This is a genomic window from Sphingopyxis granuli NBRC 100800, assembly GCF_001591045.1.
Classification (GTDB): domain Bacteria; phylum Pseudomonadota; class Alphaproteobacteria; order Sphingomonadales; family Sphingomonadaceae; genus Sphingopyxis; species Sphingopyxis granuli.
Genome location: NZ_BCUA01000001.1, coordinates 133,921 through 155,584, shown reverse-complemented (window position 1 = coordinate 155,584; position 21,664 = coordinate 133,921). Strand labels below are relative to the sequence as shown.

Sequence of the window (21,664 nt, the reverse complement as noted above, 5' to 3'; positions counted from 1 at the left end):
TGCGCGGGACGCGGGAAAACCTTTGTCATGAAAAGGACCGTCGCCCTCAGGAGTGAACCTGACCAGCAACGGAACCTATACGAGACCGATCGTCAGGTTGCAGGACTTCAGTGATGATCAGGATTTGAAAGCGGAAGGACCAAGGGCATGAAAGCGAGCGACATCATGACACTCGGGGCGGCCACCGTCACCCCAGAAAGTTCCCTGGCGGAAGCAATCCGATGCATGGGTAACCACAACATCAGCGCGTTGCCGGTGGTGGATCGGGACGGCGAACTTCATGGCCTCATTTCCGAAGGCGATTTCTTCCGGAAGGCAACGGATTCGTTTCGGCTGGACTCGTTGTTCGATGCTGGGCGGGAAGTCCGCAGGGATGCACTGGATTCAACGCGGGTTGGAGAGCTCATGTCGACCGAGCTGGTGACGGTCGACGGCGATGTTTCGCTCACCGATGCGATCGGCCTGATGGAGCGGCACGGCGTCAAGCGACTGCCGGTGATTTCGAACGGCAAGCTGGTCGGACTCATCAGCCGGGCCGACATTCTCCGGACCCTTCTGGACGAATGACGGATTGATCAAGCTGTACTCCTCATGAGCCTAAGCGAGCAATGGTGTAAGATGGATCCGGTGGATGGGCCATCACCGTTGTCACTTCACTGCAGGCGGCGAGCTGCGGATTCGGTTACGTAAACTTCCCAAGCCCATTGAGTTCAACGCTCGGCTATCCTCCCGATCGCGTCGCCAGCAAAGGATTCGTCAGCCTGGCTGACCATGCTGCGGAATTGCGCTCGTAAGCGCAACGACGCGCCCGATGGTGCCGGAAGCGTATCGTCCTTTCCGCATGGACCAACATCGAAGATGAGGTGATCGTATGTCCGATATCCCGTCCTTCACCGAGGTGGTGACCCGATCGGGGCTGAGCCTGTCCTTGCGGCCGGTCACGCGCGACGACGGACCTTTGCTCAGAGATTTTTTCGACAAGGTCACCCCCGAAGATCTGCGCTTCCGTTTCCTCACGGCAATGCTCAGGGTCTCCGACGACCAGATCGCCTCCATGATCGATGTCGACCACAAGCAGACGGAGGATTTCCTGGCCTTCGTCGATGACGGGGCGCTAGTTGGATCAGCCATGATCGCGATCGAACCAGCGGGGGAGCGTGCTGAAGTCGCGATCGCGGTTCGCGCGGACTACAAGCATCAAGGCGTAGGCTGGACGCTTCTCAACCGCGCCGCGGATCATGCGAAGACGCGGGGCTGCCGCACGCTGGAGGCTGTCGAAAGCCGGCTGAACCAGAAGGCGATCGAAGTGGAGCGGGATTCAGGTTTCACGGTGAAGGCCTATCCGGATGATGCCACCCTCGTCATTGTATCAAAGCAGCTTCAATGATGGACTGATTATGGCACCTTCGAAAGGATGCCTTGCGATGACGGATATGTGGGCGATGGAACTCGGTGCAGTGGGCGGCCCGCTTCGACTTGTCGCCCGCGCGCTTCCAGACCCGGGACCAGGGGAACTGCTTATCAAGGTGACCGCCTGCGGTGTCTGCCGGACTGACCTCCACATTGTCGACGGTGAAGTGACCGCCGCGCTTCCGATTATCCCGGGCCATGAGATTGTCGGGATCGTCGCCGCGTTGGGGGAAGGGGTGACCGGCTTCCTGCCGGGCGACCGGGTGGGCGTTCCGTGGCTGGGGCATAGCTGCGGGCGCTGTGACTATTGCCGCTCCGGGCGTGAGAATCTGTGCGACACGCCCGGCTTTACCGGATGTACGCGAGACGGAGGCTATGCGACCCATGCCGTTGCCGACGCTCATTTCTGCTTCCATATTCCCGCTTCATACGCGGACGAGGAGGCTGCGCCGCTGCTTTGCGCCGGCCTCATCGGCTGGCGCTCGCTGCGCGCCGCCGACGACGGGCGGCGCATCGGACTCTATGGTTTTGGCGCCGCGGCGCATCTCATCGCGCAGATCGCCATCTGGCAGGGCAGGGACGTCTACGCCTTCACCAAAGCGGGCGATAGCGAAGGTCAGGACTTTGCGCGGTCGCTTGGCTGCATGTGGGCTGGATCATCGGACGAACCGGCCCCTGCGGAGCTCGATGCCGCGCTCATCTTCGCGCCGGTCGGCGCGTTGGTCCCTGCCGCGCTCCGCGCTACCCGCAAGGGCGGGCGGGTCATCTGCGCCGGTATCCACATGAGCGACATCCCTGCGTTCCCTTATGCTGATCTTTGGGGCGAACGTACGATCGCCTCGGTTGCAAATCTCACCCGCGACGACGGGACGAGTTTTTTCAAGGTTGTACAAAAGGCTCGGGTTAAGTCGGTCACGACCGCTTTCCCCCTCGTCGACGCCAACATTGCCCTTGAGCGCCTTCGCGCAGGGGCGTTGGTCGGCGCGGCCGTTCTCCTCCCCGGAGAACCGGGAGATTATCAACGCCAGGAACGATTCTAGCACAGTTCGCGGTCTGGCCGGCGTCTGGGCGGCCCTTGGTAATGTTACGGAGTGCGACGCCGATCGTTCGGAACGATGATGCGACCATGAGCAAGAACACATCGATCAGGGACGTGCTCGCCGTTGTCGACGGCACAGCTTCCTCGCTGACAGGGGTCGATCAGGCGGTCGCTTATGCGGGTCTCTATGACGCGGCGCTGACGATCGTCGTCGTGACCGAAAACCTCGCCTGGGCGGCAGCAGTCGATCCGATGGCCTATGCCACAGCCATGGAGGTGTCGGACGCCCAACGCAAAGAGCATGTCGCGGCGGTTCGCAAGCGTGCGGAAGGCGCGCCGGTTCACGTCGAGGTTCACGCGCTGTTCGAAGCACCCGGCCTTCTCCCCGGCCTTGCCAAGGCGGAAGGGCAGCATGCCGATATCGCCCTCATCCCCGGACTTGGTGGCTGGCAGAGCGATGGTCTGCGCCGCCACATCACCGAGGCGCTCATGTTCGCGGGCGTGCCGACAATGGTGATGCCGGGGACCTGGAAGCCGGCGCCCATCACCCATGCCGCGCTTGGATGGAACGCGTCGCTTGAAGCTTTTCGGGCTGCACGGGCGATCCTCGATCTGGCCGAACCTGGCGCGGCGGTCGATGTCGTCATCGTAGATGCACTTGACGGCTATAAATCCGACCAGCCCGTGCCGGGAGTTCAGATCGCCCGCCATCTCACCCGCCATGGCCACAATGCTGCCGTGCACGCCATTGCTTCAGCGGAGCATGGAACGTCAGATGCTCTGCAGAACTTCGCGTTCGAGCAGCGCGCTGACGTGCTCGTCATCGGGGGCTATGGGCGCTCGCGAGCCGTGGAATTTGTGCTGGGCGGCGTGACGCGCGAACTCCTCGCGCGCCAGCGATTGCCGATCGTCTTCGTACACTGACGATCGGCAATCGTGAAAGATTGCGAATGGAGGATGCCATGAAAGCCCTGGTTTATCACGGTCCTGGCCAGAAAAGCCTCGACGAACGCCCCAAGCCCGACCTGCAGGCGCCGACCGACGCGATTGTGCGGGTCACGAAAACGACGATTTGCGGCACCGACCTGCACATTCTCAAGGGCGATGTCACCACTTGCGAGCCGGGCCGGATTCTCGGCCATGAAGGTGTCGGGATCGTCGAAAAGGTGGGCACTGCGGTGGGCAGCTTCAAGGCTGGTGATCATGTCCTGATCTCCTGCATCACCTCCTGCGCGCGCTGCGAATATTGCCGTCGCGGGATGTATTCGCACTGTGCCGACGGCGGGTGGATCCTGGGCAATACCATCGACGGGACGCAGGCGGAATTCGTCCGCATTCCTCATGCCGACAACAGCCTCCATCCGATACCCGCCGGAGCGGACGAGGAAGCGCTCGTCATGCTCAGCGACATCCTGCCCACCGGCTATGAATGCGGGGTTCTCAACGGGAAGGTCGCGCCGGGAAGCAGCGTGGCGATCGTGGGCGCAGGTCCGATCGGTCTTGCGACCCTGCTCACCGCGCAGTTCTATGCGCCGGCTCGCATCATCATGATCGATCTCGACGACAACCGCCTTGCTGTCGCGCGCCGGTTCGGCGCCACGCATACGTTCAACAGCTCGCGTGAAGACGTCGTGCGCCTGGTTCGCGATCTCACGGATAGCAAGGGCGTCGATGCCGCGATCGAGGCGGTCGGCGTGCCTGCGACCTTCGGTCTGTGCGAGGAACTCGTCGCGCCCGGCGGGGTGATCGCCAATGTCGGCGTGCACGGCACGAAAGTCGACCTCCATCTGGAACAGCTCTGGTCACGCAACGTCACGATCACGACGCGTCTTGTCGATACGGTCAGCACACCGATGCTTCTCAAGACGGTTGAAGCGAAGCGGTTGCAGCCGGAGCAGCTCGTTACCCACCGTTTTGCGCTCGATGACATCCTCGTCGCCTATGAGACCTTCTCGAACGCGGCCGCTTCCCAGGCCCTGAAGGTGGTCATCGCCACGTGAAGGAGGTTTCTACCGGCGGCTTCTCCGCTCCGTTGCAGGCGCAACACTTTCTCGATGTCCCAGGCCAGGTCGAACCGTCCTTCGCGCGCGCACGCCGTTTGCGCCTTCACACGCATCATGAGCTGATCGCTGTCATGCGGAGCGACAGTCCGGTCTGTCATGCTGAAGGCCTTGCTGCGCACACCCAGATTTATATCCGCAACGGTGGTCGGCCGATCGCCGCGACGCTCTTCCAGGTCGATGGCGAGTTCCTCGCGGGGGACGAGATCGGTCTCTCTGAAGCCGCCTGGCAAGCGCTTGGTGTCGACGAAGGGACCATCGTCCAGGTCGGCCATGCGCCACCACTCGAATCGATCACCTGCGTCCGGCAGCGTATCTATGGGCACAGACTGAATACCGCCGCCCTGCGGAGCATCGTTGAAGATGTTGTCGCCGGCCGCTATTCGGATGTGCATCTTGCCGCTTTCCTTACCGCGACGGCGGCGCTGCCTTTTGACGAGGACGAGACCTACTCTCTCACCAAGGCCATGGTCGACGCCGGCGACCGTTTGCGCTGGCCGAGCGAGATCGTCGTCGACAAGCATAGTGTCGGGGGACTGCCCGGCAACCGGACGACGCCGATCATTGTCGCCATTGCGGCCGCCTGCGGCCTCACCATGCCCAAGACATCGTCGCGCGCGATTACGTCCCCGGCCGGGACCGCCGATACCATGGAGACGCTCACCCGGGTCGACCTTGACCTCGACGCCATGCAACGTGTGGTGGCCTCCGAAGGCGGATGCCTTGCCTGGGGCGGGGCGGTACGCCTGAGCCCTGCCGATGACATCTTCATCGGCGTGGAGCGCGCGCTCGACATCGACACCGAAGGACAATTGATCGCTTCGGTCCTGTCGAAGAAGATTGCGGCGGGAGCTACCCATGTCGTGCTCGACATCCCGGTCGGACCAACCGCCAAGGTTCGCAGCGCAGACGCCGCCGAACGTCTTGCCGCGACGCTGACCACCGTCGCTGGCCGGTTCGGCCTTATCACGCGCTGTGTCCAGACCGATGGAACACAGCCGGTCGGCAGGGCTATCGGCCCCGCGCTCGAGGCGCGCGATGTCCTCGCCGTTCTGACGGGAGACCCGGACGCGCCCATGGATCTGCGCGATCGCGCCTGCATTCTTGCGGGCGTCATCCTCGAAATCGGCGAGGTGGCTTTGGCAGGGACGGGAAGGGCGCTCGCCGAACAGACGCTGGCCGATGGCAGCGCCTGGAAGAAATTCCAGCGCATATGCGAAGCACAGGGCGGAATGCGAACGCCGCCCACGGCCAGACTGACCCACCCGATCATGGCAACCCACAGTGGCCGGGTCACGCACATCGATAATCGCCGGATTGCCCGTCTGGCAAAGCTTGCCGGCGCTCCGGACGTGCCGGCGGCGGGCATGCGCCTACATGTCAGCCTCGGCGACGATATTATCGCCGGCCAACCTCTGCTGACCCTTCATGCCCAGTCGCGGGGTGAGATGGCCTACGCCCTGACCTACGCCGCTTCCAATCCGGACATGATCGTGATCGTGCCATGACAATGATGCTGTTTCCGATGCCCGGGAACGAGCGCATGACCTACGCCATCGCCGAGCGCGTCGGATGCTCGGTCGGAAAGCTTGAGTTGCGCCGTTTCCCCGATGGCGAGAGCTATATTCGCCTCCATTCAGCCGTTGCGGGGTGCGCCGTTGCGGTGGTGTGCACGCTCGCACGCCCCGATGACCAGTTTCTGCAGTTGCTCTTCGCGGCGCGGCTGCTGCGCGAGAGCGGTGCACGATCCGTCCATCTCGTGGCGCCCTATCTTGCTTATATGCGGCAGGATCGCCGGTTCCATGACGGCGAAGCGCTCACCTCGCGCCAATTCGCCCAGCTGATCTCTGCCGAATTTGACGGGCTCGTCACGGTTGATCCCCATCTGCATCGATACAGCAACCTGCAGGAGATCTATTCGATCGAAACCGAGGCGCTCACCGCGTCACCGCTTCTGGCGCAATGGATCTGCGATCATGTCGAGGCGCCGCTCATCATCGGCCCCGACAGCGAGAGTGAACAATGGGCAGGCGCCATCGCCGGGCTGATCGACGCGCCGCATGCCGTGTTCACCAAGTCGCGCCGGGGCGACCGAGATGTCCTCATTGCGGCGGCGAACCTCTCGGCCTGGAAAGGTCGAATGCCGATCCTCGTCGATGATGTCATCTCATCGGGACACACCCTTGCGAACGCCGCGCGGGAAATCCTCGAGCAGGGGTTCCCCGCGCCGATCGGCCTCGCGGTCCATGGCCTCTTTGCATCTGATGCCGAAGCGATGCTGCGAGGCCTCGGCTGCCGCCTGGTGACAACCGACAGCATCCCGCATTCCAGCAATGCGATCGCGCTTGCGGCGATACTCGGTAACGCGCTGGGAGGCCAGGTCGCGGCCATCGATGCGAAGCGATTACGTAATAGACCCAAATGAACCGAGCGGCGGCACTGGGTAGAAAATTTCCACAAGCTGGAGGAAAATATGGCCATCAAGGATGTCCTCGCGGTTGTGGATACCGGCGACAAGGACGAACAGTTCTTACGAGACGCTCTTGGCTTCGCCGAGTTTCACAACGCCAGCCTTTCTCTGGTAATACTCTCGGCCCTTCCATCGGCTGACTACGCCCTGACGATCGCGCGGCCCTATGCCTTCCTGCAGGACTACACCGAAGCGGTGGAGGCCAAGCAGCAGCGCATCGCCGCGCTCGCAGGTTCCACCAATGTCGAGGTTCGCACGATTTCGGACCAACCCTCAGTGATCTTCGTCAAGACGGCGGTCTATGCCCGCTATGCCGACGTCATTCTCTTCGGGCCGGCCAACAGCTATGATCACCCACCGATCCGTCGCGAAACCGCCGAGAGCATCCTGTTTTCATCGGGACGTCCCGTCCTGATCGTTCCGGGCGGGTATAAGGCGCGAGCGATAGAGCATCTCGCGATCGGTTGGAACGCCACTCGGGAATCGACGCATGCACTTCGCGATGCGACGGCATTTGCTTCTCCAAGAGCCAAAATCGACATCCTTGTTCTCGACGCGAAACCCACCGTGAACGGTCACGGATCGGAGCCCGGTGCCGACATAGCCCGCCACCTCGCCCGGCACGGCTTCGTATCGACCGTGGTGCCGGTCCGTGGTGGCGATGAGGCAGATGGCGACGCGCTCGTGACGGCCGCCCGGAACGGCGGCGCAACCGTGCTTGCGCTCGGCGCCTACGGACACTCGCGCCTGCGCGAGATGATCCTTGGCGGCGTCACCCGCGACCTGCTTGGTGGGGCGCCGCTCCCCTTACTATTTTCACACTGACGGCTGCGTTCGGCTCCCGCGGTTCCGCGGGGCGCCGGGCTATGGCTGCGGAAAGAAGGCGATAGCCCATGTCCGATACCATCCTGAACAATTGAGGAAGTCGACGGCGATGTTCTGCAGGACGAGAAAAGCGCGGTGGTTTCCCGGCTGAAAGCTGAGAGCCGTGTGGTCGCAATGGCAGGAGATCGCGTCGCCGGGACGGCGGCCTCGGGATAAAGATGATTGCTGCGCTGGGTTCGTCGCATTGGGCCAACACTGCTGCCGCCTCAGCACTGAGGGAGCGTCAGGCTAATTCTGATTGCAAACCGGCATCTGTGACACTTTACCGGCGGGCAAAGTGTCACAGCCGACAAATGTTACTTAGAGCCAATGGAGGGATTCACTTTTCGTTCTACCTGTGCATGATTCTCGCATGCTCCAGACCCGCCTCACATCTGATCGTGATGCCAGGCCGCTCGATATGCCCGGTCTTGTCGAACTGCTTTCGCAAAGCTCCTCGCGGCCGCGCTACGCCTACATGATCCTCGATCTGATTGCGAAGATCGCTGGGCCTAATGGCAGCGCCGGCCCGCTCGTCGTCGAAGGCGGGAGCGCCATCCCCATCCGGGAGTGGTTGTGTGACGCCCTCGTCCCGATGGGCAGCAGCTACCCGCGCAGGATGGCTCTGGCCAATCGTGTTCGCCAGGAGATGGAGGCGGCGGGAACCCTGCCTCAGAACCCCGCAGACGCCGAACGCGAAATCGATGCGGAAGTTCGGACGCGGGTTCGCGCATCCGGGAAGACGAACGTGAGCCGCGCGGTATCCGACCTCGTGCGCGCAGGAATCCTGCACAGGCATTATCAGGGCTACCGCGTCGATCACCACAATCGAGGCGGTCAACGCCAGGCGGTCTACACGCTTTCGCCGGCCGCTCGAAAACTTCTCCGGGCAGGTGAGGTCCGGCCATCTCCTCCGCAGCAACGGCAAGGCTCGCTCGCCTTCGGCTGAACAGGGCAGTGGCCGGGCCGGCTTAGGGGTTGAGTTTGTCTTTCAGGGCCTTCGCGGCCGAAAAGCCAAGCTTCCGCGATGCCTTGATGGTCATGGGCTCGCCAGTGGCCGGGTTCCGGCCTTCCCGTGCGGGGCTGTCCTTGATCTTGAACTTGCCGAACCCGTTGAGCGCAATTTCCTCGCCCTTGGCCGCAGCCTCGCCAATCCCTGCGAACACCGCATCGACAATCTTGCGCGCGTCAGCCTTGGTGATCCCCTGTTCGGCGGCGATCTTTTCGGCAAGATCAGTGTTGTTCATGGACTTGGCCTTCCTGTGTTGAAATGCGGTCGTAGTTATGGTCGCTCCTAGCGGGCCCGGCATCGCGCGTCATCCGCGGAAATCCCATGCCGACCCAATTCGCATCCAGAAGCATCCCGTGGGGGCCGTTCGCGACGCAGCTAGCCGATTCCTGGGCTGCTTTGACATCAAGCCCGGTGGCCTTCGCGATCAGGCGCGTCATCAAACGGCCACCATGCGCCTGCAGACGGAGGATTGCCAGACGGCGGTTCATGAGGGGTTGCATAGCCTTTGCGGACGATACGCACTTGTCTAATCCAAACTTACTTATCGGCCGAGGACGGTGACGTCGCTACGGATATAACCGGATTGCGAACCACCCGGCCCCTCCAGCTAGGTGACCCCGATTGTGGATCGAACTGGAGGGCATCGGAGCGCAGCTCAGAAACATAAAGAAGCGACGTCAGAACCGTGCTTCCCTGTGCCCAATTCCCATAGCCTGAACCTATCTGAAGGAAGCTTGATGTCGGCGCCCGTCGATTTGGAAGAAATGCGCTGGCATGCGTTACCGAGCAATGAGATCGCCAGGATCCTCGACGTGGAACTGGCCGGCCTCTCAGCTCAGGACGTCAACCGGCAAGCTGCCCGTTTCGGTCCCAATACGCTGCCCAAGGCATCCCGGCGCAATCCGCTGCTGCGCTTTTTGGCCCAGTTCAACAATACCCTGATCTACGTCCTGCTCGCCGGCGCGCTCGCAGCCGCGCTGCTCGACCATATGATCGATGCCGCGGTCATCGTGGCCGTCGTCATCGTGAATGCGATCATCGGCTATATCCAGGAAGGGAAGGCCGAACAGGCGCTCGAAGCGATCCAGCAGATGATCGCACCGAAGGCGAGCGTCATCCGGGGGGGCGTCCGGCAGACCATCCCGGTTTCCGACATCGTCCCGGGCGACCTTGTTCTCATCGAAGCGGGCGACCGTGTCCCGGCCGATCTCAGGCTTCTCCACGCCCGCCGCCTCCTGATCGACGAGGCTCTGCTGACCGGGGAGTCGGTCGCGGCCGAAAAGCATGATGCGGTGCTGCCCGAGGAAACGGTTCTTGCAGACCGACAGAACATGGTTTTCTCCGGCACTCTGGTCGCCGCCGGGCAAGCGAACGGCATCGTCGTGGCGACAGGCGTGCATACGCAGATCGGACGGATCAGCACGCTGATCCAGTCGGTCGAGGTGATGGCGACGCCCCTCCTGACGCAGATCGACCAGTTTGCCCGCCGCTTCACCTGGTTCGTGCTGGCAGGGGGGTTGGCGCTGTTCGCTTTCGCTGTCCTCGTGCGGAGCTACGACTGGGTCGATGCCCTGATCGCCGTCGTCGCCCTGGCCGTGGGCATCGTGCCGGAAGGCCTGCCCGCGGTCATCACCATCACCCTTGCCATCGGCGTGCGCCGGATGGCGGCTCGCAATGCCGTCATCCGCAAGCTTCCGGCCGTCGAAACACTCGGCGCCACGTCCGTGATCTGCTCGGATAAGACGGGTACACTGACGCGCAACGAAATGACGGCCCGCCGGATCATCACGGCGCGATGCACCATGCTCGCCAGCGGCTCAGGCTATGTCCCGGAGGGCCATATCCAGATTGCGGGCGTCGGCGACCAGGCCGAGGCCATGGCCGCTTCCATGCCGCTGATCCGCTGCGGCCTCCTGTGCAACGATGCGTCGCTGCGCAAAGTCGGCGAGGAATGGCGCGTCGAAGGCGATCCCATGGAGGGAGCGCTGTTCGCCCTGGCCATGAAGGCGGCCGTCGATCCGGAACTGGAGCGCTCCGAATGGGAACGGCTCGACGAAATTCCATTCGATGCCGCGCACCGCTTCATGGCGACGCTCTGCCGCGGACCTGACGGAACGATGATCCTCTTCGTCAAGGGCGCGCCCGAAGCCCTCTTCGCAATGACCTTGCCCGAAGACATCGGCTATTGGGAGAATACCATCTCTGACGCTGGAAACGAGGGCGAGCGCGTCCTCGCATTTGGCGCGAAGGAGATGCCATCGGATACAGTGCGGATCTCGTTCGACGACGTCATGGCGGGCGTCCAGCTGCTCGGACTTGTCGGCTTCATCGATCCACCGCGCCTTGAAGCGAAGGAAGCGATCGCGGAGTGTCGCTCAGCCGGGATCGCCGTCAAGATGATCACCGGCGACCATGCCGCAACGGCGCTGGCGATCGCGCGCCAGCTCGACCTGGCGGACGACCCGCAGGTGATGACTGGCCTGGAGATCGAGAAGCTTTCGGACGAGGATCTCGAACAGGTCGTCAGCCGCGTCTCTGTCTTCGCCCGGACCAGTCCAGAGCACAAACTTCGCATCGTCCGCGCTCTGCAGGCGCAAGGCAAGATTGTCGCCATGACCGGCGACGGCGTCAACGATGCGCCATCGCTCAAGCAGGCCGATGTCGGCGTGGCGATGGGTATCAAGGGGACCGAGGCGTCGAAGGAAGCCGCTTCCATGGTGCTCCTCGATGACAATTTCGCCTCGATCGTCAGCGCCGTACGCGAGGGCCGGACCGTCTACGACAACATCAGGAAGGTCATTTCCTGGGAGATCCCCACGAACGGCGGTGAGACGCTGGCGGTCGTTCTGGCGATCCTCCTCGGATTTGCCCTGCCGATGTCGGCCACCCAGATCCTGTGGGTCAATCTCATCCTCGCCGCGACCCTTGGCCTGGTGCTCGCCTTCGAACCCACCGAGCCCGGCGCGATGCAGCGCCGCCCGCGCGAGCGCGGCGCGCCGCTCCTTTCACCCTTCCTCCTCTGGCGCGTCGTGCTGGTGTCGGTGCTGTTCGCCGCCGTCACGCTCGGCATCTTCTTCTACACGCTCGATCAGGGGCGCGGCCTCGAAGTCGCGCGCACGATGGTCGTCAATATGTTCATCGTCGCGGAGATCTTCTACCTCTTCAACGTCCGCTATCTCCACACAACGTCGCTGACATGGCGCGGCGCAGTAGGCACCCCCGCCGTGCTGATCGCGATCACTGTCCTCGTCCTGGGCCAGGCACTCTTCACCTACGCTCCGTTCATGAACGCGATCTTCAACTCGCGACCGCTCACCATCACCGACCTTGCACTGCTCGTTCTTGCCGGCGCGGCTCTCATGCTCCTGCTCGAGGTCGAAAAGCACATCATGCGGCGACTGGGCTGGTTCAAGGAACTCAACACTTAGGAGGACGAAAAATGACCCAGGGCATCTTCCCCAAGCATCTGGCGCTGGCAACCGACCTCAGCCATCGTTGCGACCGGGCGCTCGACCGTGCCCTACTCGTCGCCAGGGCGTGGCAGGCCGAACTCACCGTCATTCACGCACTTGCTCCGCCCGAGACTATGACCCTGTCCGGAAGTCTGCGCGACCTGCCGTCCTGGCGCCGTCCGTCCGACCCGGTTCGCAAGGCTCGCGACCGCATCTACAGGGATCTGGTGCGCGAGGATCCAAATATCGACATCGCCGTTCATGTCGAGACGGGCTCGCCGGCCGAGGTGGTCCTGGAAGGCGCCCGGACTTCCCATGCGGAACTGATCATCACCGGGGTCGCCCGCGACGAGTTGCTGGCGCGCATGTTCCTTGGCGACACGGTCGACCGGCTGATTCGCAAGTCCACTGTTCCGGTCCTCATCGTGCGCGACCGTGCCTTCGAGCCTTATCAAACCATGCTCGTCGCGACGGACTTTTCGGAATCCTCCCGCGTTGCGCTCGAGACAGCCATCCAGTTTTTCCCGGATACAGGCCTCTCGCTTTTTCACGCCTATGACGTGCCCTTTGCCGGCTATCTTGGCCGCGCAGAGATCGAGAAGCAGTTCGAAGGATATGGCAAGGACGCGGCCGACAAGTTCCTGGCCGAAGCAGGGCTCACACCTGATGCCGCCCGCAAGGTCAGCCGCATGATCGAACATGGCGTGCCCGAGGCACTGTTGCGGGACTATGCCGAGAACTCCCGGCGCCATCTCACTGTGGTGGGCACCCATGGCGGCGGGATGGTCTATGAAACCCTGATCGGCAGCACGGCGCGCAAGATCATCGATGCGGTGCCCGGCGACGTGCTTCTCGTACCCGATCCCGCCAAGCGCAAGGCAGACTAACCGCCAATGACTCATGCGATCGTCTGGATTGGCGTCGGGCTTGCCGCGTTGATCGCCGGCGCCGAACTGCTCGTAAGAGGCGGCGCGGCACTGGCAGCGCGCCTTGGCATTTCACCGCTGCTGATCGGTCTTACCGTGGTCGCGCTTGGAACGAGCACGCCAGAGCTCGCCGTCGGTATCGAGGCCGCCATTCAGGGCAACGGCTCACTTGCGATCGGGAACATCGCCGGCACCAATACGGTCAACATCCTCCTTATCCTTGGCCTCAGCGCTGCGCTGCAACCGCTGGCGATCCAGATGCAGACGCTGCGCCTGGAACTCCCCGCGATCGTCATTGCCGCGGCCACGCTGCTCGCCTTTGCTTGGGACGGCACGCTGTCGCGGCTGGAGGGCCTCGTGCTCGTCACCATGGGCGTGATATTCACGCTGGCGGTCATCCGCGCGGCCCGGCGAGAGAGCCTTAAGGTCAAGCTGGAATTTGCCCGTGAGTTCGGACCCCGGCGCCTCGCCAACCGTCAGGCGGTAACCGAGATGCTGATGCTCGCGATTGGTCTCGTCATCATCGTTGTCGGCGCCGACTGGCTCGTCGAAGGTGCTGTCGATCTCGCACGTCTCTGGAATGTATCGGACGCCTTCATCGGCCTGACGATCGTTGCCATTGGTACCTCGGCGCCCGAACTCGTGACCACGATCATATCAACGATCCGGGGAGAGCGCGACATCGCGATCGGCAATCTGATCGGCAGTAGCGTCTACAATATCCTCGTGATTCTTGGGGTGACCTGCCTCATTCCGGCCGATGGTATCGATGTCAGCAGCCATCTCATCCGCATCGATATACCGGTCATGCTGGGAGTAGCGCTGCTCTGCATTCCGATTTTCGTCAGCAGCCGCAAGATTTCGCGGTTCGAAGGCGGCCTATTCGTGAGCGCTTACGCAGCCTATCTCAGCTACCTCATCATCCAGCGCACATGACATCCACTATGCCCAGCAAGTGAAGATTTTGATCAACCAAGAAGGAGGGAAACATGCTGAAAGACCTCGTTGCAATCGTCGACAATGGAGAAGCCGCCCGCGGTTTCATCAAGCACGCCACGGCGTTCGCCGCCGCGCAGGACGCGCACCTCGCAATATCCTTGATGATGGACATTTTCGATAATGCCGCTGTGTTGCCACCTTTCGATTATTATCCGGTGATCCTGGATCGCATCGATGATGAGGCGAAGCGCCGCACGGAATCGGTGAAGGCCGCGGTTGAAAACGGGCCGATCCCGGTCGAGATCCGGCCGGTCGCGGATGCCCTTGCCTATCTCGGCGGCGCGTCACGCATTGAAGGGCGTTATGCAGATCTGCTGCTGATCGGTGGTGCTTCGGCTTTCGAGAACCAGAAACTGCGCCGCCGGTGTCTGCAGGCCGCCGTGACGGGATCGGGCGGACCGGTCCTGACCCTGCCGGACGAGGCCAGGCTCGAGCGCGTGGGACGCGCCGTTCTGGGATGGGATGCATCGAGCGAAGCGCGCCGCGCCGCCCGGGATCTTATCGATGTTGTAGATCCGGGCGCCGTCATCGACGTCGTCTGCGTGGATCCGGAGCCGACTGCCGCAGGTCACGGTCCCGCTCCCGGCTCGGATATTGCCCGCCACCTCGCCCGCCACGGCTTCAAGGTCGACGTTCATGTGGTGAGTTCGACCGGCCGGCGTGTTTCCGTGGCCCTCCAGAATTTCGCAAAAGAAACTGGAGCTGACCTTCTCGCCATCGGCGCCTTCGCCCATTCGCGGGTGCGCGACATCCTGCTGGGCGGCGTCACGCGCGACCTGATCGACGACGTCAGCCTTCCCGTCCTGATGTCGCGCTGAGGGCGGGCGGCGCAAAGCGTCCTTCTGGGCAAGGAGGGGGCAGCGGTGATGCGCTGGCCCCCTCCCAATTCCGGATTATCCAGCTTTCCTGTGCTGGCGCTGCATATCTCATCATTCCATGGGCGCGAAACACTGCGCCATGGCCGCGTCATCCGACGACCGCTTGCGGCATGGGTTGAGGTCATGAAGGAACGCGATGATGTCCGTGACCTCCTGCGGCGTCAGGATAAAACGCGGCATATCACGGTGACCGACCTCAAGACCCTTCAGGAACGCCGGCTGCAAAGCATCGACCGGATATTGTCTGTAGAGATTTCGAAACGGCGGTGCGAGCCGGTTGGGGCTCGCATTGGTTTCGCCGATGGCGTGACAACTCGCGCATCGCCGCTCCGCCAGGTCGCGACCTCAAGACACGTCGCCCGCACTTCAGTCAGGTTGAGGGCGTAGGGTCTTTCTCCAGCTCCCCCCTCACCTCTCCATAACGCGTGCGCGGAAGAAGGCCGGGCGCAGCGCACCCGGCCCCTCTCAACCAATCAGGCTATCTGCGAGATCGCTTCGGCGATCTGGTCTTTGATCGCCAAGCGGCGTTTGCGCAGTTCGGTTTCACGATCCTGCGACGTCGGCTGAACGTTCGTTTCGGCCACATGAATCTCGTCGTTTACCTCATCATAAGTGGCGAGCAGCTGAGCAAAGATCGGGTCCGAAACCTTCAGCGCGTGGATCTTGTCCATCTGGTCCGGGAATTCTTCGCCCAATGTATGTGGTGTATTCGACATGTCTTACTCCGTTGGTTTCCACGCGAACGTAATAGAAGACACGCCAAGGCGCGCCCATAAGTAGGTTCCCTAATCCGTTCCAGGCCTGATCCGATTATCCCCGTCGCCGCGCCGCTAGGAAAATCTAGCCGTTCTTCGCTTTCCGCTTGTCGCGATGGTCCTGGTACGAGCGAAGGACCTCCGACATCCGCGCCAGGGCTTCGCGCCGCGCCGAGGCGCTCTCAATACCCTGGAGCTCTTTTTTCAGGCGGATCGAGAAATCGGCGTAGTCATTCTGCCAGTCGCGCCCGACCGCGCCTTGCAGTTCGGGGTCGCCCGTCTTGAGGCGCCGCGCTGGCGCGCGCGCCGGTAGCGCATAGGTTTCGCCCAGCTTCGGGGCGATGATCGATGCCGCCGCCCCGTCCGATTGCAGCAGCCGGCGAAATGTCTCGATCGACCCGGACTCGCCGTGGCTCAGGAAAAGACTGCCATCGATCGGCTGCCGCGCCTTGATCCATCGCTGAAGATCCTGCTGGTCGGCATGCGCCGAATAGGTGTCGATCCGGCGGATCTGGGCACGGACGGCAACGTCCTGCCCCCAGATCCGCACGCGGTTGGCGCCATCGAGAATGGTCCGGCCGAGCGACCCGGCCGCCTGGAAGCCGACGAACAAGATCGTCGATTCCCGCCGTCCCAGATTATGCCGCAGATGATGACGGATGCGCCCGGCTTCGCACATCCCCGAAGCTGCCAGAATGATCGCGCCGGACAGGCTGTTGAGCCGCATCGATTCCGTGGCGTTCAGGACATAGTGGAACGACGGATGATGAAAGATCTCGCCCGAACCCATGTCCTCGAGCTCGCCGGCGTGCTTTGCAAACACCTCGGTCGCCCGCGTCGCCAGGGGCGAGTCGATGAATACCTGGGGGTGGGCCAGGCGTCCGGTGTTGATGAGCATGGCGATGTCGAGAAGCAGTTCCTGCGTCCGCTCCAGCGCGAAGACCGGGATGACGAGATTGCCGCCACGCGTCAACGCAGCCTTGATTTCGGCTTCAAGGAGCGTGCGCCGCTGTTCGATCGTCAGGTCCTCGCGGGCCCGATCCCCATAGGTGCTTTCGCAAATCACATGATCAAGCCCCGCTGGCCCTTCGGGATCGGCGTGGAAGGCCTTGTGATCCGGGCCGAGATCGCCGGAAAAGAGCAGGCGCGTTTCGCCTACCTGCATCTCGACGGAGGTTGAGCCGAGGATGTGGCCGGCATTCCACAACCGGGCCGTGAAGCCCCGCGCAGGTTGGAACCACTTGTTGAGCGCGACCGTCTCGATCTGATCATAGGCCGCTTTGGAATCGGCCTCGGTATAGATCGGCTCGATCGGCTCCTCGTCCTTTCGGTCCCGACGGCGGTTGCGGCGCTCCGCTTCGCTTTCCTGGATGCGCCCGGCATCGGGCAGCATGTGGTAGAGAAGGTCGCGTGTTTGCGGCGTCGCATAGACCGGCCCCCTGAAGCCTTCGGCGACAAGCTTTGGCAATAGACCGCTATGGTCGATGTGCGCGTGCGTGAGGACGACCGCGGCGATCTTGCGGGCATCGAACGAGAACGGCTCGCGATTGAGCGTTTCGAGCGTCCGGGGCCCCTGGAACAGGCCGCAATCGATCAGGATCGCGCGGCCGTCATGTTCAAGCTCCATGCACGAGCCTGTGACTGTCCCCGCGGCGCCGTGGAAGGTGATCCTGGGCTCGTTATTCGTCACTGCACATGCTCCAAATTGGCGGGGTTCTGATCCGTGACACCTTAGTGACGCGCTATGCTCCCGCTATGAGAGATTTTCCTTAGCGAACACCGACATGCACCTGCTGGATCGTTCATCAAAACGGAAAAACATCAGCACTGCTACCGTGGTATCGGAGGGTAGCAGCCAGATCCCCCTCGCATCGCCTCGTTCGCGGGGCCTCGCGTCTGCTGCAATAGCGCGATCGAGAAGCCCGGACAGTTCCAGAACGCAAGCAATCACGGATAGCGAGACCAGTGTGATGATGGCGGAACGGACGAACTCATTTTGCGCCTTGAGAGGAGGGACAGAACGACGCCAAGCAACAGCGGGATTGCGACGCCCGACAGGGCTACCTTGGCATGCCGCACCGGCGGCACGAATTGGGGATATTGCGGATAGACTGGAATACATCCAGCCCGCTCAAATGGCGGGATGACGAACATTGCCACGCTGACCCTGAACCCGACGATCGACGTCGCCTATGAAGTCGATCGCATGTTCCACACGCGCAAGATGCGGACCAAATCCGAATTCTACAGCCCAGGCGGCGGCGGTATCAACGTCGCCCGGGTCTTTGTTCGCCTCGGCGGCAATGCCCGAAGCTATTATATGGCGGGCGGTGCCACAGGCGATGCTCTCGACGGCCTGCTCGACCTCCATCAGCTCGTCCACAATCGCATCTATATCGCGGGCCATACCCGCGTCGCATCCGCCGTGCTCGAACTCGAAAGCGGCAAGGAATATCGTTTCGTTCCACCGGGGCCGACCATCCAGCCCGCCGAGTGGCAGGCCTGCCTTGACCAGCTTGAAACCGCGCAGTGCAATTTCATGGTGTTGAGCGGGTCGCTGCCGCCCGGCATGCCCGACGATTTCTACGGTCAGGTCGTAGCGCTGATGCGCCGGCGCAATATTCCCGTCGTCCTCGACAGTTCAGGACCGGGACTTAAGGGCGGCCTCGATGAAGGCGGCGTCTTTCTCGTGAAGCCCAGCATCGGCGAGTTGCGGCAATTGACCGGGCTCGAACTCGGCGATCCCGACGAAATCGCCCATGCGGCACTCGAAATCGTTCGATCCGGACAAGCCGCTCATGTCGCCGTGACCATGGGCCATGAAGGCGCGATCCTTGCCAGCGCCGCCGGACCGCTTTTCCTGCCAGCTGCCCCCATCGAGGCGAAAAGCGCGGTTGGTGCCGGTGACAGCTTCCTGTCCGCCATGCTGTTTGCGATCTCGATTGGCTGGGAGATGGGCGAAGCCTTCCGTTTCGGCATTGCCGCTGGCGCTGCCGCCGTGATGAGCCCGGGCCATGATCTCGCCAGGCCAAACGACATCGAACGCCTCTACCAACGGACGCCGCAAATACCCTGAGTGTTGCGAAGATCGGTATATCCCGCGCGACTGTCGGGGCGGTGAGAACGCGTCTTCACTGCCTCAGTGTTTGCGCACAAATTCGGCTCGTAAGACCAGGCCCTTGATACCCTCGTAGCGGCAGTCGATTTCCTGCGGATCGCCGGTCAGCCTGATCGCCTTGATCACGGTGCCCTTCCTCAGCGTCTGCCCGGCCCCCTTGACCTTCAAATCCTTGATCGTGATGACGCTGTCCCCGTCCGCGAGGATGTTCCCTGCCGAATCCAGGACCTCGACCAAGTCTGCTGCCGCGGCCTTCGCCGCAGCCTCGACGGCGGGGAGCCATTCGCCTGAAGCGTCATCATAGACATACTCGTCGTTTGCATCGCTCATCCTGGGTTCCTTCCGGATAATAGAGAGGTGATCAATGGAGTGTCGGCGCCGTGGAGGCCGGCTCCACGGTGAGGGATGAAGCAAGCCGCACGGCATCCGCGAAATTCGCACTATGCAAAACCCGACTGCTCGAGGGGCCGAGCGATACCCTTTCGAGCATCTCCATCGGCTGCGCCGTCACGCCCGAAAGGATGACCCGGATGCCCAGCACTTCGGCATGGTCGACAATGTCGCCCATTGCCGCGACACCGCTTGCATCCAGCAACGGGACCCGGCGCATTCGCAGGATGATGATTTTGGGGGCGGACCCGATGCGCCTCAGCGTGTCCATGAGGTCGTTGGCGACCCCGAAAAAGATGGGACCGTCGATGCGGAACACCTCGACACCTGCCGGCAAGGCCGTGCGCTGGTCGAGTTCTTCCTCTTCGGCATCGGAGGCGGCGCCTTCGCTATCGCTCGCGATCTCGACGGTCCGGCTCATCCGCATCATGAACAGCAGCGATGCCAGCGTCACGCCGACCGCGATCGCCACCGTCAGGTCTATGAAAATCGTGAGTCCAAAAGTCAGCAACAGCAGGCTCCTGTCGCCATTCGGCATGCGCAGGAGCTGAAGGAAACGGTGGTGTTCGCTCATCCCCCAAGCCACCATGAACAGGATCGCCGCCAGGGCGGCCAGCGGTACGAAGGCCATGAGCTTCGAGGCGAACAGGATGAACAGGAGCAGGAAGACGGCGTGCAGCATGCCGGCGATCGGCGTCACCGCGCCGGCGCGGATATTGGTCGCGGTCCGTGCAATGGCTCCGGTCGCGGGCAGCCCTCCGAAAACGGCCGAGGCCATGTTCGCGACACCCTGCCCGACGAGTTCCTGATTGGAGCGGTGCCGGGAACCGATCATGCCATCAGCCACAACGGCCGAGAGCAGCGCCTCGATCCCGGCGAGGAACGCTATGGTGAAGGCGGCCGGCGCCACCGCTTGCAGCCGGGCAAACGAGATCTCCGGCAGGGCAGGGGCGGGCAGGCCGGTGGGAAGCTCGGGGAAGCGCGATCCGATCGTCTCGACCGGGACATGCAGAAGGGCGACGATGGCGCTCGCCAGCACGACGGCGATAAGGAAGCCGGGGAGGCGCGGGGCCCATTTTCGCAGAGCGATGATGAGCGTGAGGGAGCCGGCGCCAATTGCAAGAGTGGCGAGCTGCAGGCTCCCCAGCGCGGAGAAATAGGCCGACCACTTGGGTATGAAGTCCGCGGGCACCGTTTTCATTGACAGGCCCAGGAAATCCTTCACCTGGCTTGAAGCGATGATCACCGCGATCCCGGCGGTAAAGCCGGTAACCACTGGCTGCGGGATGAAACGCACAAGGCTCCCGAGCCCGGAATAGCCCGCAACAATGAGCAGTACGCCCGCCATCAGCGTCGCCAGCAGGAGCCCGTCATAGCCATGCTGGGCGATCACGTTGAAGACGACGACGACGAACGCGCCTGTCGGCCCGCCCACCTGGACGCGCGAACCGCCAAGCGCCGAAATGAGGAACCCGGCGATGACGGCCGTGATCAATCCCTTGTCCGGGGTCGCGCCGCTCGCGATCGCCAAAGCCATGGCGAGGGGGAGGGCGACGATCGCGACCGTCAGCCCCGCAATGCTGTCCCGCCGCAGCCGATCGAACGTATATCCCTCGCCGAGAACCGTTACCAGTTTCGGCGTGAACGCGGTCAGCCGCGCATCATATGGCTTCATTTTCGGCCTGCGGTTCGCCAGCCTGATCGTAGAGCATCGATGGCACGCGCTTCGGCTGACTTCCCGCTGCGGTATCCTTCAGCCGGACCCCGCGCCCGGCGCCGTTGCTGGTCGCATTCTCACCGATGATCTCGATTCCGGCGGTTTCCAGTGCGTTGATCACCTTCACCAGCGTATCGACCACGCTGCGCACCTGCCCGTCCGACGCCTCCATTCTCTGGATCGTCGGAAGCGAGACGTTGGCCAGAGCAGCCAGTTGGCGTTGGTCGATACCGAGAAGAGCACGCGCCGCGCGCATTTGCTGTGATGTGATCATTGAGTCCTCGTGATGTATGAAACATCTAATTGCAATCCTACCTCTCATATGTGCGATATGCTAGATGAAATTCCGCAGCCAACCCCTCCGCTGATGGTGCCAACGCCAAAGGAATTTCCAGTCATGTCCGCGTTGTTCTGATATGGGCAGGTTCTAGGCGGCGCCGGAGGCAGGGTCAGGCGCGTGTTTGAGCTGATCCTGGGCATGGCACAACGGAACTTCCAGCAGATCCAGACCTCACTTTCGCAAACCCGGCCGAGTGGGGCGGCACTCGTGAGGAGGCAGAGACGGCTTTGAAGG

22 protein-coding genes are annotated in these 21,664 nt (G+C 62.6%); 15 read left to right on the top strand and 7 right to left on the bottom strand.

Features of this window, described 5'->3' with window-relative positions:
• The first annotated feature begins 147 nt into the window (after positions 1-147).
• The 9 genes from SGR02S_RS00685 to SGR02S_RS00645 all read left to right on the top strand — a co-directional run bounded on the left by SGR02S_RS00685 (position 148) and on the right by SGR02S_RS00645 (position 8,792).
• Positions 148-567 carry a CBS domain-containing protein gene (locus SGR02S_RS00685; protein WP_067105094.1) on the top strand — a complete coding sequence of 140 codons (420 nt, stop codon included), beginning with the start codon at positions 148-150 and terminating at the stop codon, positions 565-567.
• Positions 568-871: 304 nt separating this feature from the next.
• Complete coding sequence (locus SGR02S_RS00680; RefSeq protein WP_067105093.1) at positions 872-1,387, top strand: GNAT family N-acetyltransferase; 516 nt, start codon at positions 872-874, stop codon at positions 1,385-1,387.
• A gap of 37 nt (positions 1,388-1,424) precedes the next feature.
• On the top strand, positions 1,425-2,450 hold the full coding sequence (locus SGR02S_RS00675; protein WP_067105092.1) for a zinc-dependent alcohol dehydrogenase family protein: 1,026 nt from the start codon (positions 1,425-1,427) through the stop codon (positions 2,448-2,450).
• An 86-nt stretch (positions 2,451-2,536) separates the two neighbouring features.
• Positions 2,537-3,373, top strand: coding sequence for a universal stress protein (locus SGR02S_RS00670; RefSeq protein ID WP_067105091.1), 837 nt, complete (start codon positions 2,537-2,539; stop codon positions 3,371-3,373).
• Between the two features lie 38 nt (positions 3,374-3,411).
• Positions 3,412-4,449, top strand: a complete 1,038-nt coding sequence (locus SGR02S_RS00665; RefSeq protein ID WP_065846146.1) for a zinc-dependent alcohol dehydrogenase family protein — start codon at positions 3,412-3,414, stop codon at positions 4,447-4,449.
• 98 nt (positions 4,450-4,547) lie between these two features.
• Complete coding sequence (locus SGR02S_RS00660) at positions 4,548-6,017, top strand: thymidine phosphorylase family protein (protein ID WP_082796857.1); 1,470 nt, start codon at positions 4,548-4,550, stop codon at positions 6,015-6,017.
• Positions 6,014-6,934 carry a ribose-phosphate diphosphokinase gene (locus tag SGR02S_RS00655; RefSeq protein WP_067105089.1) on the top strand — a complete coding sequence of 307 codons (921 nt, stop codon included), beginning with the start codon at positions 6,014-6,016 and terminating at the stop codon, positions 6,932-6,934. The genes SGR02S_RS00660 and SGR02S_RS00655 overlap by 4 nt, the downstream gene beginning before the upstream one ends.
• Before the next feature lie 48 nt (positions 6,935-6,982).
• Positions 6,983-7,804: a universal stress protein gene (locus SGR02S_RS00650; protein WP_067105088.1), complete on the top strand. Its 822-nt coding sequence runs from the start codon at positions 6,983-6,985 to the stop codon at positions 7,802-7,804.
• Between the two features lie 412 nt (positions 7,805-8,216).
• A complete protein-coding gene (locus SGR02S_RS00645; RefSeq protein ID WP_067105087.1) occupies positions 8,217-8,792 on the top strand; it encodes a replication-relaxation family protein in 576 nt (191 codons plus the stop codon).
• A gap of 22 nt (positions 8,793-8,814) precedes the next feature.
• Here the strand turns inward: SGR02S_RS00645 and SGR02S_RS00640 are convergent, their stop codons facing one another.
• Positions 8,815-9,090 carry an HU family DNA-binding protein gene (locus SGR02S_RS00640; protein WP_067105086.1) on the bottom strand — a complete coding sequence of 92 codons (276 nt, stop codon included), beginning with the start codon at positions 9,088-9,090 and terminating at the stop codon, positions 8,815-8,817.
• Positions 9,077-9,292: a hypothetical protein gene (locus SGR02S_RS00635; RefSeq protein WP_218000073.1), complete on the bottom strand. Its 216-nt coding sequence runs from the start codon at positions 9,290-9,292 to the stop codon at positions 9,077-9,079. Before SGR02S_RS00635 ends, SGR02S_RS00640 begins: the two co-directional genes overlap by 14 nt.
• Positions 9,293-9,592: 300 nt before the next feature.
• Between SGR02S_RS00635 and SGR02S_RS00630 the strand changes: the two genes are divergently transcribed.
• The 5 genes from SGR02S_RS00630 to SGR02S_RS20750 are packed head-to-tail and all read left to right on the top strand — an operon-like array spanning position 9,593 to position 15,497.
• Complete coding sequence (locus SGR02S_RS00630; RefSeq protein WP_067105082.1) at positions 9,593-12,283, top strand: HAD-IC family P-type ATPase; 2,691 nt, start codon at positions 9,593-9,595, stop codon at positions 12,281-12,283.
• An 11-nt stretch (positions 12,284-12,294) separates the two neighbouring features.
• The gene (locus tag SGR02S_RS00625) at positions 12,295-13,194 is read left to right on the top strand and encodes a universal stress protein (RefSeq protein WP_067105080.1); all 900 of its coding nucleotides are present in this window, start codon (positions 12,295-12,297) and stop codon (positions 13,192-13,194) included.
• 6 nt (positions 13,195-13,200) lie between these two features.
• Positions 13,201-14,169 carry a calcium/sodium antiporter gene (locus SGR02S_RS00620; protein WP_067105078.1) on the top strand — a complete coding sequence of 323 codons (969 nt, stop codon included), beginning with the start codon at positions 13,201-13,203 and terminating at the stop codon, positions 14,167-14,169.
• A 53-nt stretch (positions 14,170-14,222) separates the two neighbouring features.
• Positions 14,223-15,050 (top strand): universal stress protein, encoded by an 828-nt coding sequence (locus tag SGR02S_RS00615; protein WP_067105076.1) that lies wholly within the window; start codon positions 14,223-14,225, stop codon positions 15,048-15,050.
• 45 nt (positions 15,051-15,095) lie between these two features.
• On the top strand, positions 15,096-15,497 hold the full coding sequence (locus tag SGR02S_RS20750; RefSeq protein ID WP_439951045.1) for a hypothetical protein: 402 nt from the start codon (positions 15,096-15,098) through the stop codon (positions 15,495-15,497).
• An 86-nt stretch (positions 15,498-15,583) separates the two neighbouring features.
• Here the strand turns inward: SGR02S_RS20750 and SGR02S_RS00605 are convergent, their stop codons facing one another.
• Positions 15,584-15,826, bottom strand: coding sequence for an HP1242/YdcH family protein (locus SGR02S_RS00605; RefSeq protein WP_067105074.1), 243 nt, complete (start codon positions 15,824-15,826; stop codon positions 15,584-15,586).
• A gap of 124 nt (positions 15,827-15,950) precedes the next feature.
• Positions 15,951-17,534 (bottom strand): MBL fold metallo-hydrolase, encoded by a 1,584-nt coding sequence (locus SGR02S_RS00600; protein WP_255211352.1) that lies wholly within the window; start codon positions 17,532-17,534, stop codon positions 15,951-15,953.
• A 474-nt stretch (positions 17,535-18,008) separates the two neighbouring features.
• On the opposite strand from SGR02S_RS00600, the gene SGR02S_RS00595 reads away from it, so the two are divergent.
• Complete coding sequence (locus SGR02S_RS00595) at positions 18,009-18,941, top strand: 1-phosphofructokinase family hexose kinase (protein WP_067105070.1); 933 nt, start codon at positions 18,009-18,011, stop codon at positions 18,939-18,941.
• 63 nt (positions 18,942-19,004) lie between these two features.
• Here SGR02S_RS00595 and SGR02S_RS00590 read toward each other — a convergent pair whose 3' ends face one another.
• From SGR02S_RS00590 to SGR02S_RS00580, 3 genes are read right to left on the bottom strand one after another with little or no spacing between them, the layout of a single operon-like run.
• The gene (locus SGR02S_RS00590; protein ID WP_065846063.1) at positions 19,005-19,313 is read right to left on the bottom strand and encodes an alkylphosphonate utilization protein; all 309 of its coding nucleotides are present in this window, start codon (positions 19,311-19,313) and stop codon (positions 19,005-19,007) included.
• A 31-nt stretch (positions 19,314-19,344) separates the two neighbouring features.
• The gene (locus SGR02S_RS00585; protein WP_067105068.1) at positions 19,345-21,048 is read right to left on the bottom strand and encodes a SulP family inorganic anion transporter; all 1,704 of its coding nucleotides are present in this window, start codon (positions 21,046-21,048) and stop codon (positions 19,345-19,347) included.
• Positions 21,035-21,364, bottom strand: a complete 330-nt coding sequence (locus SGR02S_RS00580; protein ID WP_065846061.1) for a helix-turn-helix domain-containing protein — start codon at positions 21,362-21,364, stop codon at positions 21,035-21,037. Before SGR02S_RS00580 ends, SGR02S_RS00585 begins: the two co-directional genes overlap by 14 nt.
• Positions 21,365-21,664 lie beyond the last annotated feature (300 nt).

What these genes read in the sequence shown, in the direction of transcription:
- SGR02S_RS00685 (WP_067105094.1), top strand. Translation starts at nt 148, where the DNA reads ATGAAAGCGAGCGACATCATGACACTCGGGGCGGCCACCGTCACCCCA.
- SGR02S_RS00680 (WP_067105093.1), top strand. Translation starts at nt 872, where the DNA reads ATGTCCGATATCCCGTCCTTCACCGAGGTGGTGACCCGATCGGGGCTG.
- SGR02S_RS00675 (WP_067105092.1), top strand. Translation starts at nt 1,425, where the DNA reads ATGACGGATATGTGGGCGATGGAACTCGGTGCAGTGGGCGGCCCGCTT.
- SGR02S_RS00670 (WP_067105091.1), top strand. Translation starts at nt 2,537, where the DNA reads ATGAGCAAGAACACATCGATCAGGGACGTGCTCGCCGTTGTCGACGGC.
- SGR02S_RS00665 (WP_065846146.1), top strand. Translation starts at nt 3,412, where the DNA reads ATGAAAGCCCTGGTTTATCACGGTCCTGGCCAGAAAAGCCTCGACGAA.
- SGR02S_RS00655 (WP_067105089.1), top strand. Translation starts at nt 6,014, where the DNA reads ATGACAATGATGCTGTTTCCGATGCCCGGGAACGAGCGCATGACCTAC.
- SGR02S_RS00650 (WP_067105088.1), top strand. Translation starts at nt 6,983, where the DNA reads ATGGCCATCAAGGATGTCCTCGCGGTTGTGGATACCGGCGACAAGGAC.
- SGR02S_RS00645 (WP_067105087.1), top strand. Translation starts at nt 8,217, where the DNA reads ATGCTCCAGACCCGCCTCACATCTGATCGTGATGCCAGGCCGCTCGAT.
- SGR02S_RS00640 (WP_067105086.1), bottom strand. Translation starts at nt 9,090, where the DNA reads ATGAACAACACTGATCTTGCCGAAAAGATCGCCGCCGAACAGGGGATC.
- SGR02S_RS00635 (WP_218000073.1), bottom strand. Translation starts at nt 9,292, where the DNA reads ATGACGCGCCTGATCGCGAAGGCCACCGGGCTTGATGTCAAAGCAGCC.
- SGR02S_RS00630 (WP_067105082.1), top strand. Translation starts at nt 9,593, where the DNA reads ATGTCGGCGCCCGTCGATTTGGAAGAAATGCGCTGGCATGCGTTACCG.
- SGR02S_RS00625 (WP_067105080.1), top strand. Translation starts at nt 12,295, where the DNA reads ATGACCCAGGGCATCTTCCCCAAGCATCTGGCGCTGGCAACCGACCTC.
- SGR02S_RS00620 (WP_067105078.1), top strand. Translation starts at nt 13,201, where the DNA reads ATGACTCATGCGATCGTCTGGATTGGCGTCGGGCTTGCCGCGTTGATC.
- SGR02S_RS00615 (WP_067105076.1), top strand. Translation starts at nt 14,223, where the DNA reads ATGCTGAAAGACCTCGTTGCAATCGTCGACAATGGAGAAGCCGCCCGC.
- SGR02S_RS00605 (WP_067105074.1), bottom strand. Translation starts at nt 15,826, where the DNA reads ATGTCGAATACACCACATACATTGGGCGAAGAATTCCCGGACCAGATG.
- SGR02S_RS00595 (WP_067105070.1), top strand. Translation starts at nt 18,009, where the DNA reads ATGACGAACATTGCCACGCTGACCCTGAACCCGACGATCGACGTCGCC.
- SGR02S_RS00590 (WP_065846063.1), bottom strand. Translation starts at nt 19,313, where the DNA reads ATGAGCGATGCAAACGACGAGTATGTCTATGATGACGCTTCAGGCGAA.
- SGR02S_RS00585 (WP_067105068.1), bottom strand. Translation starts at nt 21,048, where the DNA reads ATGAAGCCATATGATGCGCGGCTGACCGCGTTCACGCCGAAACTGGTA.
- SGR02S_RS00580 (WP_065846061.1), bottom strand. Translation starts at nt 21,364, where the DNA reads ATGATCACATCACAGCAAATGCGCGCGGCGCGTGCTCTTCTCGGTATC.